The sequence below is a fragment of the Halothermothrix orenii H 168 genome (assembly GCF_000020485.1).
GTDB classification, from domain to species: domain Bacteria; phylum Bacillota; class Halanaerobiia; order Halanaerobiales; family Halothermotrichaceae; genus Halothermothrix; species Halothermothrix orenii.
Genome location: NC_011899.1, coordinates 1938775 through 1955317, shown reverse-complemented (window position 1 = coordinate 1955317; position 16543 = coordinate 1938775). Strand labels below are relative to the sequence as shown.

Sequence of the window (16543 nt, the reverse complement as noted above, 5' to 3'; positions counted from 1 at the left end):
AAAGGCCACGAATAAGGGGCTAAAGTTGTATTTAAAAAAAGAAACCTATAAATATAAATATAAAAAAGGAATAACAGGGAGGAATCTCGTATTATATAAGTATAAGTCTTATTATACCCAGATGGATATTTTCAAGGAGGGAGGTGCCGGAGAAACTTAATACATAATAACAGATTCATATAGTTCTACATTATAAATTAACATAATTTTAACAAATTTTAAATTAAATTGTTGTAACAGGTATGTTTTTAAGGTTTATGGTTAATAATAATGGTGAAAAGGTATTAGAAAATTTTGCAGGATTCTAAGGTTTTATTGTATAATAATATAAAGAATGGTATTGATAAATAAAAAGGGGGATATGAGGTATGAAGAGGTTAATTGCTTTATTACTGGTAGGTGTTTTGATGTTATCTGCCGTACCAGTATTTGGTGCCGATTTTAAAGATGCACCTTCACCGGATCACTGGGTTTATGAAAATTTCCAGGTTTTAAATGAAGCTGGCTTGATTGAAGGGTACCCGGATCAGACTTTCAGGGGTGATCAGGCCGCTACCCGTTATGAAATGGTTGAAATGACCGCCCGTATACTTAAGTATCTTGAAAGCAAAGTAGATAAAGAAATTGAAGACAAACTCTATCTCAATGAAGAGATGGTTAAAGATTTAATAAGTGATGCTTTAGCTGATCAGAGCAAAGTTGATGAAGTTTACGATGCCCTTACAACCCTGGAAAAAGAATTTAAAGACGAACTTGATGCCATGGGTGTTAAAGTTACTACCCTGGAGGATGAAGTTGCTTCCCTCCGCAGTGATGTAAATACCCTGAAAGAATCCGGTGATGCCAAGAAGGCCCTCGACGAAGCCAAAAAAGCCAAGATCATGGCTATAATTGGGATAGTTCTCGGGGTTATTGGTATTGTACGGTAATAGTAAAGATAATAGAAAACCGAACTTTAAGGCCTACACCAGTGTAGGCCTTAATTTTATTATATACGGGTTTTAAATCCTTCAGGCCCCTGTTCTTTACTTACTGACATAAAGTTTGCTATAATTAAATTTAGTAACAGTAAAAACCGTCATATTAAATTATTAAATTAATATATATGGAATGGAGAGGAAAAACAATGGCGAGACCACCTAAAGAACGGCGGGTAGAATATATACCGGAGATAAGATATTTTAAACCGGCCGGAATACCGGCAAGAGATATAAAGGAAGTAAATCTATCAATAGAAGAAGTGGAAGCCATCAGGCTAAAGGATTTAGAAGGCCTGACTCAGGAAGAATGTGCCCGGAAGATGGAGGTTTCCCGTCCCACCTTTCAGCGGGTTTTAACCGGAGCCAGAGAAAAAATTGCCCGGGCCCTGATAGAAGGTAAGGCCTTGCGGTTCGAAGGTGGAGATTATAAACTGGCTAAACTTCATGTAAAATGTCACCGGTGTGGAAATAAGTTTGAGGTTCCTTTTCATCACAGACACCGTTTTTCAAGGCGCTTTTGTCCTGAATGTGATGATGAAAAAAATGAGGAATAAGTAGGAAATAATAAATGAAGGATATAGAATATTACTGCATAAGCCTGCCAAAAATTCCTTGACTTTGACTTTATAATTATTATATAATTATAAATGTGGAAAATGTTATACAATTTCGACCATTGCAAACTTTTTCCAGTTATTTACCAGTGCAAATGTTTGCACTGATCTTTACATATCTTAAAAAGGTAAGAAAATTGAGATTTATATTACATATCTACAAAATACTGGGTACTTATATACGTTTTAGGGAGAGTTTGTTTAGTTGTTTATAAACTCCAACACACCATTTTTCATTATATATTCTAACTAAGCATATACTTTAATTATGCAAATGTTTGCATAATTTTTACATAAGTTTAGACAAGTTTATTTTGAGAACAAATCAATATTGGGTCATTATTTTATTATATTATGTTTTAATCAAACGTTTGCAAACTGAATCTTCATAACATTTTAAATAAAATATGAATTATGTTATGGATGAAGCTTTTTAATAGTAATAACCTTGATCAAATATCAGTAAGTGCTATGGTACTTTTCTTAATTTTTGAGGAGGTGATGGTATAAAACAAAGGGCCAAGGTTAAAATTTGTTATTATTTTAAAATATATTAAAGAAATAGGGAGGTATCAAATTGGAGAAGAGAATAGTATTATTTTTAGTTTTAGCTTTAGTGCTGGCCATGTCGGTACCTGCTATGGCAGCATATGAATTCACTGAATTGCCTAATGGGGATTTTGAAGTTACTTTTACTTATGACAACCCTGGTGCTGAAGAGGTCTATCTAATCGGGCAGATGAATGGCTGGACCGAAAATGACCCGGCCATGAAAATGGAAATGAATGATGATGGTTTATGGGAAATAACTATTACTCTTGCTAAAGGTGTATATGAGTACAAGTTCTTTGTTGATGGAGAATATAAGACTGACTTTGATAATCCGGAAACAACCGGACCTTATAACAACTCTGTAGCCAGGGTTTTACCTGATCATCCCACAGGTGAACTGGAATTAAAGGGTGAAATGATTAATGAATTTACCCAGGAGGACTTCGGTAATCCGGTAGCTTTTAATAGTTCTCTAAAACTTGAACTAAATGGTGTATTTAAAGAGAAATTAGATGATGGGACCTTCAAAGATATGGTTGATTATAGTGCAGTAATTAATGCCGAGGGTAATGTTGCAGATGTTGAAAACTATGATGGTGAATTAGAATTGTTAACACCAGACAAGATTTATCTTGAGAATACGGCAGTTACTTATCTCGGTGATTATGTTGACGTAAGCTTACAGGCCAACAAGGATGATAAAACTAATTCCTATGATTATCTTGGTATATTAGATGCTACTACAAGTAATGATGATAGGGAAAATGATACATCTAACCCCAATGAATTTGGAGATAGCAGGCGTATAAGGGTAAGTGCCAATGATTCTTTACTGGAAAAAGGTTATGACTTTAATATTGCTTTAACAGAATATACGGGCGATATTACAGACGATACTTCAAATACTAAGTATTTAGGTTATTTAAATTTCAAAAAGGAATTAAAAGATAATGTTACAGGTGAAGTCAAAGGACATGTTGGAACCTCTGTTGTAACATATCAGCCTGTAGTAGCTGGGGAATATAAAGATTTTACAAAAACAGCTGCTGTTTTTGGTGAATATGAAGTAATCAATAATTTAACACTTCGTGGGGAGTATGCATATATACCTCTTGGTGAAATCAGTGAATCATTAAGTGGTTGTTTCTTACAGGATGATGGTAGCTGGTTATTTATCTTTGACCCCAGGGATTATGAAGCGGTCGAAGCTAAAGATGTTGAAACTGTATGGCTAGCTGGTGGATGGGGCGCTTCTGGAGATGAAACTTACTGGAATTCACAATATAAGGGATATATGTTAGAGAAAACAACTGCTGAAGATGGTTCTACTATCTGGACTGGCACATTTAATGTTGAAGAGCCAGAATATGGATGGAAATTTATTGTTAATGGTGAAAAATGGGATTACAATGATGATAAGATCTGGTTTGGTGACCCGGCAACTGGTGGGGAAAGAGGAAATGATAACTTCCAATTAGTTGATTATGGTGCAAATGATCCTATTAAAGATGGGTATGCAGCTATGGCTGAAGTAAATTATAGAATTTTTGATCCAAAACGTAGTTTTGAAACCGGTAGTGAATTCTATAAATTTGATATTACTGCTGGTGCTGAAATTCTAGAAAACGGTGCTTATTTAAGGGTAGCTAATGATGATTTTGCAGAGGATCACAAACCTGGTCATAACAAATTATATGTAAATTCTTATCTGTATCCTATTTCTAATATTGACCTCAGGTTAGATCTGAATGGTTCTTATGTAACTGCATATGAAGATCCTGATACTGATTTAAATGAAAGTAATGAACATCAGGTTATGTGGGTACAGCCTGCCTTTGATTATCCACAACCTGTTACTGGTGTAGAATATATTAAAGGTCATGTAGAATATGGAAGCATTGAAAGACCTGAACAAGTACCGGAAGATGCATGGACTGGCTGGGAATGGCAAGATAATCGCTATAAAGATAATGATCTTCCTGAATATACAAACCTCTTTGTAGAAACACAGACTCAGCCCTTTGGTCCTATAAACTATGTAAAAACCAATGTTAATTACGAAAAAGACCTAGAAATTACAGAAGTCTTTGCTGAAACTGAATTAAATGTACCGGTAAAACAGATTGAATATATAAGGGCTAATGTTGATTATAAAGTTAATGATGAGAGTGTAGATAGCCCCAGGGCCTGGGTTGAAGGAAGAATTCACCAGATTCCTGGAGTAAAAGATTATGTAAATTACATCCTGGTTAATTACGAGACTGATGAAGGACATATTATTGACCATGGTTGGTATGGAGATGATGATAACGACTGGAAGAACAGGCTTTATGCAGAAACTGAGCTTGCAGTTCCAGCCCTTGAAGACTTTGCTGTAACAGTTAGCCTTGAAAGCCAGAATATTGAAGATGGTGTGCTTGACGGCATAACTGCAGATAGCCTTGAAGAAGATCTGGATGCAAGGTATGTTGAAAATGGTAAGAAGATCGAGTGGTATACTTTTGCAACTGTTTCCACTGGTTATGATTTCCCATTCAGTATTAGAGGGGATGTAACCCTTAAATTTGACCTTGTTCATCAGGAAATCTCTGAATATGAAGATGATGCCCTGCTAGTTGAACTGTCAAGGCCATTAACCAAGTATACTACTCTTAAAGCCTCTTATAATAAACAAGATTCTGACCATGGAGAAAATTACAGTAGTTTAATGTTTGAAACCTTGTTCTAAGAAATAAATATGTGGAGGCTTTTAAAGCCTCCACTTAATTTCCCTTATATAATATGTTTACTAGAGGAGGGGTACTGTTGAAAAAGCTGTTTAGCCTGATTTTGGTATTGGGCTTAATTTTTGTTATAACAGGATGTGAAAACTTTGGTGTCATTGAAGAAAATGGTTTTGGTGAAGTAATTGTTAAAAAAGCTACTTATCTTGATGACCAGGGTAATGAGGTTGAATATAAAGATGCTACTGTGCTTGTTGGGGATACAGAGGGTAAAGTCGGAGAAGGAATTGCTGTTCCGGCGGGTACTTATGATGTAACTGTAAAAACTGAAATAAATGGGACTGAATATACTACAACAAAAGAAAAGGTATTAGTAGAGGTTGGTGAAACTGTTGTTCTAGATAAAATACAGATGGAAAAAGTAGTAGCTAATGCTTATAAGTTTGTTTTTGATCCAGCTGAATATGGTATAGAACCTTCTACAATAGATAATGTTATAGTAGCAGGTGGATTTGGTGAACAGGATGGAGATTTATGGTGGAAGACAGATATAGAGGTATTTTCATTAAATAAACAACTTGATGGTAATACATGGGTAGGTGTGTTTGAAGATAGTATTGTACAAGGTGATGATGAATTTAAATTTGTAGTAAATGGATCTGAGTGGTATGGTGATCCGGATACTGATAACAATATGGTTGTTTCTGAAAAGGCTACAAAAGTTCTTGCCTGGAAGTTTGTTTTTGATCCTGCTGAATATGGTATAGAACCTTCTACAATAAATAATGTTATAGTAGCAGGTGGATTTGGTGAACAGGATGGAGATTTATGGTGGAAGACAGATATAGATGTATTTTCATTAAACAAACAACTTAATGGTAATACATGGATAGGTATGTTTGAAGATAGTATTGTACAAGGTGATGATGAATTTAAATTTGTAGTAAATGGATCTGAGTGGTATGGTGATCCGGATACTGATAACAATATGGTTGTTTCTGAAGTGGCAACTCGGTAAATTTCTTCTTCATAATTTATGTAACAGAAGTTCATACCGCAGCCCAGTGTGGCACCCTTAAATAAATAATGTAAGTTTAATAGATAAACCCCCTGGGTAAAAATCCGGGGGGTTTTTAAATATTACGGTAATAACATCTGGATGCGAAAGGAGTGGTCTTTATTAAATTATTTATAAAATACAAAATATATGCGGCCTTAATACTATTAATACTATTACTATCAGGATGTTCTAACATTAGCGAAGATGTCAATAATCCTAACCGGAGTTTATTTTTAATCGAATCTGAACCATCTACAGGTGCCAGTGTATCTAAAAACTTAACTGAAATCATCCTGATATTCAGTAATGACATAAATAAGGTTTCCCAGCTGGCCTTAACAGATTTAATAACTGATAGTGATATTCAGGGAATTGACTATAATATAGAAGGAAACAAAGTAATTATCAATAACTTTTCCCTGGAACCAACCTGTAATTACCGGTTATCATATGAGGTTATAGATATTTATGATAATCATTTACAGGGTTATATAGAGTTTTTGGTTAACCAGAGTAATTATCCTCAGATACCGGACCAGGAGGTTAACCACACAATCCTTCAGGCATTCTACTGGGAGATGAATACCGGTGAATATGCCACTGAACACCCTGAAGAAGCAAACCTCTGGAACCTACTGGCTGAGAGGGCTCCTGAACTGGCGGAGGCAGGGTTTACTGCAGTCTGGCTGCCGCCGGCCAATAAGGGTATGGCAGGCATACATGATGTGGGTTATGGCACCTATGACCTCTGGGATCTGGGAGAATTTGACCAGAAGGGGACGGTAAGGACCAAGTATGGAACAAAGGGCGAGCTGGAAAATGCCATTGATGCTCTGCATAACAATGACATTAAGGTTTATTTTGATGCTGTCTTAAACCACAGGATGGGGGCTGATTATGCTGAAACGGTCCTCCTTGATGAGAATAGTCGAGATAAACCGGGTCAGTATATCAAGGCCTGGACAGGTTTTAATTTCCCCGGGCGTAATGGTGAATACAGTAATTTTACATGGAACGGGCAGTGTTTTGATGGAACAGACTGGGATGATTATAGTAAAGAATCTGGTAAGTATTTATTTGACGAAAAGAGCTGGGACTGGACCTATAACTGGGATGAAGACTACCTCATGGGGGCCGATGTTGATTATGAAAATGAAGCTGTCCAGAATGATGTAATAGACTGGGGTCAGTGGATTATTAACAACATTGATTTTGATGGTTTCAGGCTTGATGCCGTTAAGCATATTGACTATAGATTTATTGACAAATGGATGAGTGCGGTTCAGAACAGTTCAAACAGGGATGTCTTCTTTGTCGGTGAGGCCTGGGTTGAAGATGTTGATGACCTGAAAGGTTTCCTGGATACAGTCGGTAATCCCGACCTCAGGGTCTTTGATTTTCCATTGAGGTCTTTCTTTGTTGACATGCTGAATGGTGCCTATATGGCTGACCTGAGGAATGCTGGCCTTGTTAATAGCCCCGGGTATGAGAACAGGGCAGTCACCTTTGTCGATAACCATGATACTGATCGGGATGAGGGGAGTTATACAGTTTCAATCTACAGTCGTAAATACCAGGCCTATGCCTATATCCTGACCAGGGCTGAAGGTGTTCCTACTGTTTACTGGAAGGATTATTATATCTGGGAAATGAAAGAAGGACTGGATAAGCTCTTAACGGCAAGACGCTATTATGCCTATGGCCCCGGTTATGAGGTGGATAACAATGATGCCGATATCTATTCCTATGTCCGCAGTGGTTTCCCTGATGTAGCTGGTGATGGTCTTGTGCTAATGATATCTGATGGAACTTCAGGGAATGTTGCAGGCAAATGGATAAATTCCCGGCAACCGGATACAGAGTTTTATGACCTGACAGGCCACATCAAGGAACATGTTACTACTGACAGTGAAGGTTATGGAAACTTCAAGGTAATCAAAAGTGAAGATAAAGGCTGGTCCATCTGGGTTCCGGTGGAGTAGGGAATGGTCGGGGTGTTAACCCCGGCTTTTTTTAAAACTCAGGATGCTTGACACCTGAAATTTTCCGGTGATATAATGTAATGTAAAGGATTACATACATCATACAGGGAGACCTGAATATGGTTACAATAAAAGATATTGCAGAACGGGCCGGAGTCTCTACCGCTACTGTATCCCGGGTTTTAAATAACAGTCCCCGGGTTAAAGAGGAGACCAGGGTCCGGATTCTTGAGATTATTAAGGAGACCGGTTATGGGCGGTACCGGAAGGGTATTAAAAAGAGCCCTGATAGTAAGGTGACTATCAGGGAGGTAGCAAGGGAGGCCGGGGTATCAGTGGCCACTGTTTCCCGGGTCATAAATGGAGACAGTGCTGTGAGTCCTCAAACCCGGAACAGGGTAAAAAAGGCCATGCAGGCCCTGAACTATCACCCCAATTTACTGGGACGCCAGCTGAGGAGAAGGGAAACAAAAAGTATTGGAATTATTATCCCCGAGATATCAAACTTTTTCTTTGCCCGGGTCATCAAAGGGATTGAAAATGTGGCTGAATGTGAAAACTATAACGTAATTTTGATGGAGAGTAACAGAAAGGACCATATCGCGGCCATAAAGGCCCTGTATGAGCGGCGGATTGATGGTTTAATCTATATGACCGGCCACCTGACAAAACAGGAGATTGATTTTTTCAGAGAGCTCAAATTACCGGTTGTACTCCTTTCCCAGGACTTTTGTGCTCCTGATATACCTTCAGTAAATATTAATAATAGGGAAGCAGCGTTTGAAGCTGTGACCTACCTTCTAAAAAAGGGGTATAAAAGGATTGCTTTTCTGGGTGGTCCTTTTTCTGACAGGGTATCTGTTTTCAACCGGTTTAAAGGATACTGTGGGGCTTTAAAAGAGTATGGCCTAAAACCCGATAAGCACTTGATAAAAGAAGGTGAGTTTAGCCTGGAAAGCGGTTATGATATGTGCTACCGGCTCCTTCAGGAAGGTCCAGAAGTTGAGGCAATATTTGCTGCCAATGATGAAATTGCCATTGGTGTTATCAAGGCCCTTACCGTGAAAGGATATAAAATACCCCGGGATATTGCTGTGATTGGCTTTGATGACCTCCCTGTGGCCAGGTTTACAGTTCCTTCTCTCACCACGGTCCATCAACCTATTTATAAAATGGGCCGGGAAGGAATGAATCTCCTCTTGAAACTTATCAAAAATATTCCTTTAAAGGAATCCCATGTGACCTTGAATCATAAACTTATTATCAGGGATTCGGCCTGACAGGGTGATATTGTTGCCTGGTTTTACGAATCGAAAAATCAATAATAAAAGCCTTTAAAAGTTTAAAATATTTTTTCTACATATAAATAATAAATATCACAGTGAAGGGAGAAGGTGTTATTGTGGGTATTCTAAATAAAAACTTTTCCCTGTCAAAGGGAGACCTGGATGTTGTAAGTCTCGGTGAAATACTGGTAGACATGATTTCTACAGAAGAGGTTAATTCTTTATCACAGAGCAGGGAATATACCAGGCATTTCGGGGGATCACCGGCGAATATAGCCGTTAATTTAAGTCGCCTCGGGAAAAAGGTGGCTCTCATAAGTCGGCTCGGGGCAGATGCTTTTGGTAACTACCTGCTTGATGTTCTGAAAGGAGAACAGATAATTACAGATGGTATTCAGCAGGATAAGGAGAGAAGGACCACCATTGTATATGTCAGTAAGAGCACCCGGACCCCTGACTGGCTTCCTTACCGGGAGGCTGATATGTATTTACAGGAAGATGACATTATTTTTGAACTGATAAAAAGGAGCAAGGTTTTTCATCTATCGACATTTATTTTATCAAGGAAACCGGCCCGTGATACGGCCATAAAAGCCTTTAACTATGCCCGCGAGCAGGGGAAGATTGTCTGCTTCGATCCCTGTTACCGCAAGGTATTGTGGCCTGAAGGTGATGATGGAGCAGGGGTTGTTGAGGAAATAATATCGAGGGCTGATTTTGTGAAACCTTCTCTCGATGATGCCAGGCATCTGTTTGGCCCTGATAGTCCTGAAAACTATGTGAAACGTTACCTGGAGCTTGGGGTTAAGGCTGTTATCCTGACCCTGGGAGAAGAAGGGGTCATAGCATCAGATGGTGAGGAGATTATTAGAATACCGGCTTTTTCAGAAGACGCGGTGGATGTAACCGGAGCCGGTGATGCCTTCTGGAGTGGTTTTATCTGCGGACTTTTAGATGGATATACTGTAAAGAGGTCTATTAAACTGGGTAATGGAGTGGCCGCTTTCAAGATCAGGGGGGTAGGGGCACTGTCACCGGTTCCCTCTAAAGAAGACATAATCAAAGAATATAACATTTAAGGAGTGGTAGAGATGACCCGTATTAAACATGTAGCTTTTTTAAATCCCCAGGGTAATTTTGACCCCGCTGACAGTTACTGGACAGAACACCCTGATTTCGGTGGGCAGCTGGTTTATGTCAAGGAAGTATCGTTAGCCCTGGCCGAGATGGGAGTCCAGGTTGATATAATAACCCGGCGTATTAAGGATGAAAACTGGCCTGAATTTTCCGGAGAAATCGATTATTATCAGGAAACTAATAAAGTAAGGATTGTCAGAATACCCTTTGGTGGGGATAAATTCCTGCCCAAGGAGGAGCTCTGGCCCTATTTACATGAGTATGTGAATAAGATAATTAATTTTTACCGGGAAGAAGGAAAGTTTCCCCAGGTGGTAACAACCCATTACGGTGATGGGGGACTGGCCGGTGTTTTATTAAAGAATATTAAAGGACTTCCCTTTACCTTTACCGGCCACTCACTGGGGGCCCAGAAGATGGAGAAACTCAATGTTAATACTTCCAACTTTAAGGAAATGGATGAACGCTTTAAATTTCACCGGAGGATTATAGCCGAGCGGCTGACCATGTCCTATGCGGACAAAATTATTGTTAGCACCTCCCAGGAACGATTCGGTCAATACAGTCATGACCTTTATCGGGGGGCAGTTAATGTAGAGGATGATGATAAATTCTCAGTCATTCCCCCCGGTGTAAATACCAGGGTCTTCGATGGAGAATATGGAGATAAGATTAAAGCAAAGATCACCAAGTACTTAGAGCGAGATCTCGGTTCAGAACGGATGGAATTACCGGCCATAATAGCTTCAAGTCGCCTTGATCAAAAGAAAAACCATTACGGTCTGGTCGAGGCCTATGTCCAAAATAAAGAACTCCAGGATAAAGCCAATCTGGTTCTAACCCTGCGCGGTATTGAAAACCCCTTTGAAGATTATTCCAGAGCTGGACAAGAAGAGAAGGAGATTCTCGGTAAGATAATTGAGTTGATTGATAACAATGACTGTCGCGGTAAGGTCAGTATGTTCCCCTTAAACAGTCAGCAGGAGCTGGCCGGATGTTATGCCTACCTGGCCTCAAAGGGATCTGTATTTGCCCTGACTTCCTTTTATGAACCCTTTGGCCTGGCCCCGGTTGAGGCCATGGCTTCAGGCCTACCGGCTGTTGTAACCAGAAATGGTGGACCGGCTGAAATTCTGGATGGAGGAAAATATGGTGTTCTGGTTGACCCTGAAGATCCTGAAGATATTGCCCGGGGCCTGTTAAAAGCCTTTGAGAGTGAAGAGACATGGTCCGCCTATCAGGAAAAAGGCAAGCAACGGGTTGAGGAACGTTACACGTGGCAGGAGACAGCCCGGGGTTATCTGGAGGTTATTCAGGAAATCGCTGATCGTAAGGATGAAGAGGATGAAGGCGGAAGTCTGAATATACCGGATTATTTTACTAACCCCGGGGCCAGTAATGATGAAAAATTGCTTGACACTTTTAACAAACTCTGGAAGGAGTAATAAAACGGGAGTAGCTAACAAAAACGGAGCAGCTAACAAAAAGTAACTAAACTAAAGTAATAAAATAAAGTAACTAAACTAAGTTAACTAAATTAGGGCAACTAAACTGGAGTAGAAACTAATCTAGTTGTTAAACTAATATAATTCAGGCTTATGGTTTTAAGGTGTATTATTCTGATCCAGCTCCAGTAACTCTGTCATCTGTTCATAGTATAAAGGGCCAACATGGCGGTGGGTTACAATTCCATCTTCATCGATGATATAGGTGGTCGGAATACCTCTTACAAGGTATTTAGCGGCCACCTCTCTTTTTTTGTCCAGGGCTACCGGGAAGGTATACCCGTTTACCAGCATGAATTCAGCTACAGTTCCCTTGTCTTCTCCGATATCTACCCCCAGTATGGCAACATCATCACCGTGTTCTGTATATAGTTTCTGGATATACGGCATCTCCGCCTGGCAGGGTGGACACCATGAAGCCCAGAAGTTAAGGAAGACTTTTTTACCCCTGAAATCACTTAAAGAAACCTCTTCCCCGCTCAGTTTTGTCAGGGTAAAATCAGGGGCGAGTAGTCCGATTGCTGTTCCCGTTTGGACATTATCCTCGCTGCCACCTGAGATGTAATAGGAATTAAAAAACAGGCCTGCTATTACTAAAATCACGGCTCCCAGGGTTAACCAGTACTTCTTTTTCATGACAAAAAAACCTCCTTTATATTTGATTAATATTAGTGTCTTTCATAAATTATTTATTCTGGTCACAAATATATTTATATCTGGCTTAAAACCTGGATATAGTTTGTGTATATTAAGATACCCAGGATAATTATTAAAATACCGGTTATGGTCTGGATGGTGGGGAGGTATGGGTTTAGTTTTTTATACCGGGGTAAAAGCCAGTTAAAGAAAACTGCTGTCAATATAAAGGGTATGGCAAACCCGGCTGAATAAAAGAACAGGAGCATTCCTCCCTGGAGAATGGTACTGCTGGTACTTGCATAAATGAGGATTGAGGATAAAACCGGTCCGATACAGGGGGTCCAGGCCAGGGCCAGACCGATTCCCATAACCAGAGCCCTCAAGTATTTATTAAGGTTCTGGCCAAAATGCCAGGTTTTTTCCCGGTACAGGGTCTTAATCTTCAGGATACCGGAGAGGTGGAGCCCGAGGATGATAATTATTACCCCACTTACCTTCCTCAGAATAATTTGATTTTGTATCAAGACTTTACCGAGTAATGAAGCTGACATACCGAGGGTCATAAAAACTATGGTAAACCCGAGGATAAAAATGAGGGCCGGTGTCAGGGGCCGGTTTTCCCCTTTTTTTTCTGCATAGTCACCGAGCAGCAGAGTGACATAAGATGGTATCAGTGGCAGGACACAGGGGGACAAAAATGATAGAACCCCTGCTGAAAAAGCAATAACAAAATTCACACCAGAGTTCATACCAATCAAACCTTTCTGTTGTATTTTTGTAATTATAAATCCTGTAAAATATTATTAAATGTTATTATTTAAAAAATTATTACTTTAACAATTATTACCTAATTAATAAGTACAATTAAATTGCTTCCCCGATTACCAATTACTCATGTAAAAAGCCTTCAGGCAAACTACCCTTTATGTTATATAATATAAAAATAATGAAATACAACAGTAAACTATTTAACAAAATATATTACGGACGTTAATTATGTTGCTAACATTATAACATATATTGTAAACAGGCTCAATAAATAAAGAGTAGACAGGTTCTGGAGTAAAGGGGGCATACTTGCCATTTATTACAATTGCATGTATACTAATTACAGGAGGATGAGTTAATATCAAATACGGGGAATAGTTAATATTACAGGGGAATATCTAATATGAAGGGTAAGAAAAACTTCAGGTTCAAAATCAACATATTTAATATAGCTATTATTATGATTATAATTTTTTTATATTTTCTTAATGTTTTCTTACCCCTGGATAACAAATTATTTGATATTTTACTGGTGGGACGGTATTTATTTAAGCCCCCTGAAGTGGATAATATCGTTCTTGTGGTCATAGATGACAGGTCTTTATCAGAACTCGGTAGCTGGCCCATTAGTCGTTCTTATTATGCCCGGGCTATCAGGATGCTGGAAAAAGAGCGGGCCAGGGCTATTGGCCTGGATATTATCCTGGAGGCTTCCTCTGGGCGGGAAGCGGATGAAAAACTGGTTAAGGTCTTAAGCCAGTATGAGAATGTGGTTTTACCGGCAGTTGCCAGGGTAGGCCTTGTCAGGGGTTTAAAGACCCAGCATTTAACTGTAAATAAAATTAGTAAACCGTGGCCTCCTTTCAGGGAACGGTCAATCCAGGGTCACATTAACTTTATACCTGACCGTGATGGGATAATAAGGCGATTGAGGCCGGTTATGGATAAAGATGGAGAGAAGATATTTGCCTTCAGTGCGGAACTGGCCCGTTTTTACAGCGATAACATATATAAGGAGCTTGAGGAACAGGCGGGGGGAATATTAATTAATTTTCCAGGACCCCCTGGAACCCTTCCACAGGTATCTTTTATTGACCTTATAGAAGGTAATTACAGGCCCGGTTTTTTTAAGGATAAACTGGTTATTATCGGTACCCGGCTTACAGGACTGGGTGACCGGTACATGACCTCCTTTGCCCGGTATGGTTATGTAACCGGGGTTGAGATTCACGGCCAGGTATTGTATAGTCTTATTAACAACTCCTATATAACTGACTCACCTTTTATTGTCAATATAATTTTAATGCTGTTAACCGGACTAATATTATCCTTTATATTTTTGAATAACCCGCCGTCTCGGTCGGGGTTAATACTTTTTCTGGTTCTAGTACTACTGTCAGTTCTCGGTTTTATTCTCTTTTTCCGTTACCGGTATTACCTTCACCTGTCAGGGCTTTATATAACTGCCTTTATGATGTATGTTACAGCCCTGGGGATGTGGTATTTCTCCAGTGAAAGGGAAAGACAGAAGCTGGCCAGGACTTTTTCCCGGTATATATCACCTGAGGTCATGAAAGAACTTTTAAATAACCCGGGTCTGGTAAACCCTGGTGGCCAGAGGATGGAAGTTACAGTCCTCTTTGTTGATATCAGGAAATTTTCAGATTATGCCCGAAAAAGGGAGCCTGAAGAGGTTGTTAAGGACCTCAACAGGGCTTTTTCCAGAATAAACCGTGTTATATTTAAATACCGTGGTACTCTGGATAAATATCTCGGGGACGGCCTGCTTGCCATTTTTGGGGCACCGGTTCCCGGGGATCATCACCGGGAAAGGGCCCTTATGGCCGCTATTGAAATTCTTGGAGAAGATATTTCCTTTGAGCTGGGGGTTGGTCTTAATACCGGTCAGGTTGTGGTCGGTAATATCGGTTCGGACATAAGGATGGATTATACGGTGGTGGGCCATGTGGTTAACCGGGCAGCCCGATTTGTTGAAATTGCCCGTCCCGGGGAGATAGTTATTGGTAATAATACTTATTCAGGTCTTCCGGACAGGTTAAAAAATATGGACTGGCAACGAGATGAATATAAAGATAGTAATATAGGGTCAGCTGAAAGGGTTTACCGCCTGATGAGGAGGGAACAGGTATGAGAAGATTAACTGTATTATTTGTAATTATAGTAATGATAACAACAGTCTTTATTACAGGAAATGCTTCACCGGCCTGTACAGAGACAGAACCGGTGGCTACAGTCAGTAATGTAGAGGGCAGGGTTGAGAAACTGGTTAATAACTGGTTTTTAAATATTTTTCAGATAAAGGCCTGGCATGTTATTAAAAATGGAGATAACCTAAATCAGGGTGATGTTATTAAAACCGGTGAAAAGGCTTCCTGTGAAATTGTTTTCAGGAATAATTCTTTTGTCAAAATAGATGGCGGAAGTGAGGTTGTCATAGGAGAATGCAATATAGTTGAGACCGGGACAACGACTTCCCTTAAACTTAATAAAGGTAGAATATGGTCCAGGGTTGAAAAAGTATGGAAGGGTATAACTAAATTTAAGGTTATAACCCCTTCAGCAGTGGCCGGGGTTAAAGGAACCCTCTTCTCAGTTTGTGTTGGTGAAGGTGATACCACCATTCTTTCGGTAAGAGAAGGGGCTGTTGAGCTGTCCAGTAGGGAAGGTGATGAACGGGTTCTTGTTACCACTAATAACATGGCCCGGGCCAGGGCCGGCCTGGTTTTAAAGCCTGTCAAAATAGATGAACAGGAGAAAAGGGCCTGGGAGAGGTCAGATGTTAAGGAATGGATTAAAAGAGTCAACCTCAAAGTGGGTGAAGGTAGTAAGGCAGATGATGGCACAAGTCATGTCCCTGAAGAACCTGCCGCTAATAACGGGAAACCCGATGACATGGACCTACCTCCCGATAAAGATAAAGATGATGAGATAGATGATTACTCTGATAAAGAAGACAAGGATGATAACACGAATAATATAGATGATGATAACTATAGTAAGGATAAAGATGAAATCATTAAAGACAAAGATAAAAAAGAAGATGATCAGGACCAGGATAAAGATGCAGATGTAAAAGAAAAACCCACAGATATAGAAAACGAAGATAAAGATAAAGATGAAAAAAAAGAAGATAAAGATAATGGTGAAGAAAATGAAGACAGAAATGAAAAAGATTCAGATGAGGAAGTTAATAGTTCCAGTAAAGATAAGAATACAAATAAATCAAATCCAGGAGTTCTGGCAAAAACCTCAAAGAAAAAATGAGTAGAGTTTTAG

Annotated in this window: 12 protein-coding genes; 10 read left to right on the top strand and 2 right to left on the bottom strand. The window is 39.4% G+C overall.

Features of this window, described 5'->3' with window-relative positions:
* The first annotated feature begins 368 nt into the window (after positions 1–368).
* The 8 genes from HORE_RS09490 to HORE_RS09455 all read left to right on the top strand — a co-directional run bounded on the left by HORE_RS09490 (position 369) and on the right by HORE_RS09455 (position 11779).
* Complete coding sequence (locus HORE_RS09490) at positions 369–929, top strand: S-layer homology domain-containing protein (RefSeq protein ID WP_015923547.1); 561 nt, start codon at positions 369–371, stop codon at positions 927–929.
* A gap of 197 nt (positions 930–1126) precedes the next feature.
* Positions 1127–1534, top strand: coding sequence for a DUF134 domain-containing protein (locus HORE_RS09485; RefSeq protein WP_015923546.1), 408 nt, complete (start codon positions 1127–1129; stop codon positions 1532–1534).
* Positions 1535–2171: 637 nt separating this feature from the next.
* Positions 2172–4874, top strand: coding sequence for a glycogen-binding domain-containing protein (locus tag HORE_RS12550; protein WP_015923545.1), 2703 nt, complete (start codon positions 2172–2174; stop codon positions 4872–4874).
* Between the two features lie 77 nt (positions 4875–4951).
* Positions 4952–5887: a hypothetical protein gene (locus HORE_RS09475; RefSeq protein WP_015923544.1), complete on the top strand. Its 936-nt coding sequence runs from the start codon at positions 4952–4954 to the stop codon at positions 5885–5887.
* Positions 5888–6039: 152 nt separating this feature from the next.
* The gene (locus HORE_RS09470) at positions 6040–7911 is read left to right on the top strand and encodes an alpha-amylase (protein ID WP_015923543.1); all 1872 of its coding nucleotides are present in this window, start codon (positions 6040–6042) and stop codon (positions 7909–7911) included.
* A gap of 119 nt (positions 7912–8030) precedes the next feature.
* The gene (locus HORE_RS09465) at positions 8031–9191 is read left to right on the top strand and encodes a LacI family DNA-binding transcriptional regulator (protein ID WP_015923542.1); all 1161 of its coding nucleotides are present in this window, start codon (positions 8031–8033) and stop codon (positions 9189–9191) included.
* Positions 9192–9313: 122 nt separating this feature from the next.
* On the top strand, positions 9314–10276 hold the full coding sequence (locus HORE_RS09460) for a carbohydrate kinase family protein (RefSeq protein WP_015923541.1): 963 nt from the start codon (positions 9314–9316) through the stop codon (positions 10274–10276).
* 12 nt (positions 10277–10288) lie between these two features.
* Positions 10289–11779 carry a glycosyltransferase gene (locus HORE_RS09455; RefSeq protein WP_015923540.1) on the top strand — a complete coding sequence of 497 codons (1491 nt, stop codon included), beginning with the start codon at positions 10289–10291 and terminating at the stop codon, positions 11777–11779.
* A 159-nt stretch (positions 11780–11938) separates the two neighbouring features.
* Here HORE_RS09455 and HORE_RS09450 read toward each other — a convergent pair whose 3' ends face one another.
* A complete protein-coding gene (locus HORE_RS09450; RefSeq protein WP_015923539.1) occupies positions 11939–12475 on the bottom strand; it encodes a TlpA family protein disulfide reductase in 537 nt (178 codons plus the stop codon).
* A 74-nt stretch (positions 12476–12549) separates the two neighbouring features.
* The gene (locus tag HORE_RS09445) at positions 12550–13227 is read right to left on the bottom strand and encodes a cytochrome c biogenesis CcdA family protein (protein ID WP_015923538.1); all 678 of its coding nucleotides are present in this window, start codon (positions 13225–13227) and stop codon (positions 12550–12552) included.
* A gap of 422 nt (positions 13228–13649) precedes the next feature.
* Here HORE_RS09445 and HORE_RS09440 point away from each other — a divergent pair, with 422 nt between their 5' ends.
* Positions 13650–15398, top strand: a complete 1749-nt coding sequence (locus HORE_RS09440; protein WP_015923537.1) for a CHASE2 domain-containing protein — start codon at positions 13650–13652, stop codon at positions 15396–15398.
* Complete coding sequence (locus tag HORE_RS09435) at positions 15395–16531, top strand: FecR family protein (RefSeq protein ID WP_015923536.1); 1137 nt, start codon at positions 15395–15397, stop codon at positions 16529–16531. The genes HORE_RS09440 and HORE_RS09435 overlap by 4 nt, the downstream gene beginning before the upstream one ends.
* Positions 16532–16543 lie beyond the last annotated feature (12 nt).

Coding starts and splice junctions, on each gene's coding strand:
- HORE_RS09490 (WP_015923547.1), top strand. CDS start 369: ATGAAGAGGTTAATTGCTTTATTACTGGTAGGTGTTTTGATGTTATCT.
- HORE_RS09455 (WP_015923540.1), top strand. CDS start 10,289: ATGACCCGTATTAAACATGTAGCTTTTTTAAATCCCCAGGGTAATTTT.
- HORE_RS09485 (WP_015923546.1), top strand. CDS start 1,127: ATGGCGAGACCACCTAAAGAACGGCGGGTAGAATATATACCGGAGATA.
- HORE_RS09445 (WP_015923538.1), bottom strand. CDS start 13,227: ATGAACTCTGGTGTGAATTTTGTTATTGCTTTTTCAGCAGGGGTTCTA.
- HORE_RS09465 (WP_015923542.1), top strand. CDS start 8,031: ATGGTTACAATAAAAGATATTGCAGAACGGGCCGGAGTCTCTACCGCT.
- HORE_RS09440 (WP_015923537.1), top strand. CDS start 13,650: ATGAAGGGTAAGAAAAACTTCAGGTTCAAAATCAACATATTTAATATA.
- HORE_RS09450 (WP_015923539.1), bottom strand. CDS start 12,475: ATGAAAAAGAAGTACTGGTTAACCCTGGGAGCCGTGATTTTAGTAATA.
- HORE_RS09435 (WP_015923536.1), top strand. CDS start 15,395: ATGAGAAGATTAACTGTATTATTTGTAATTATAGTAATGATAACAACA.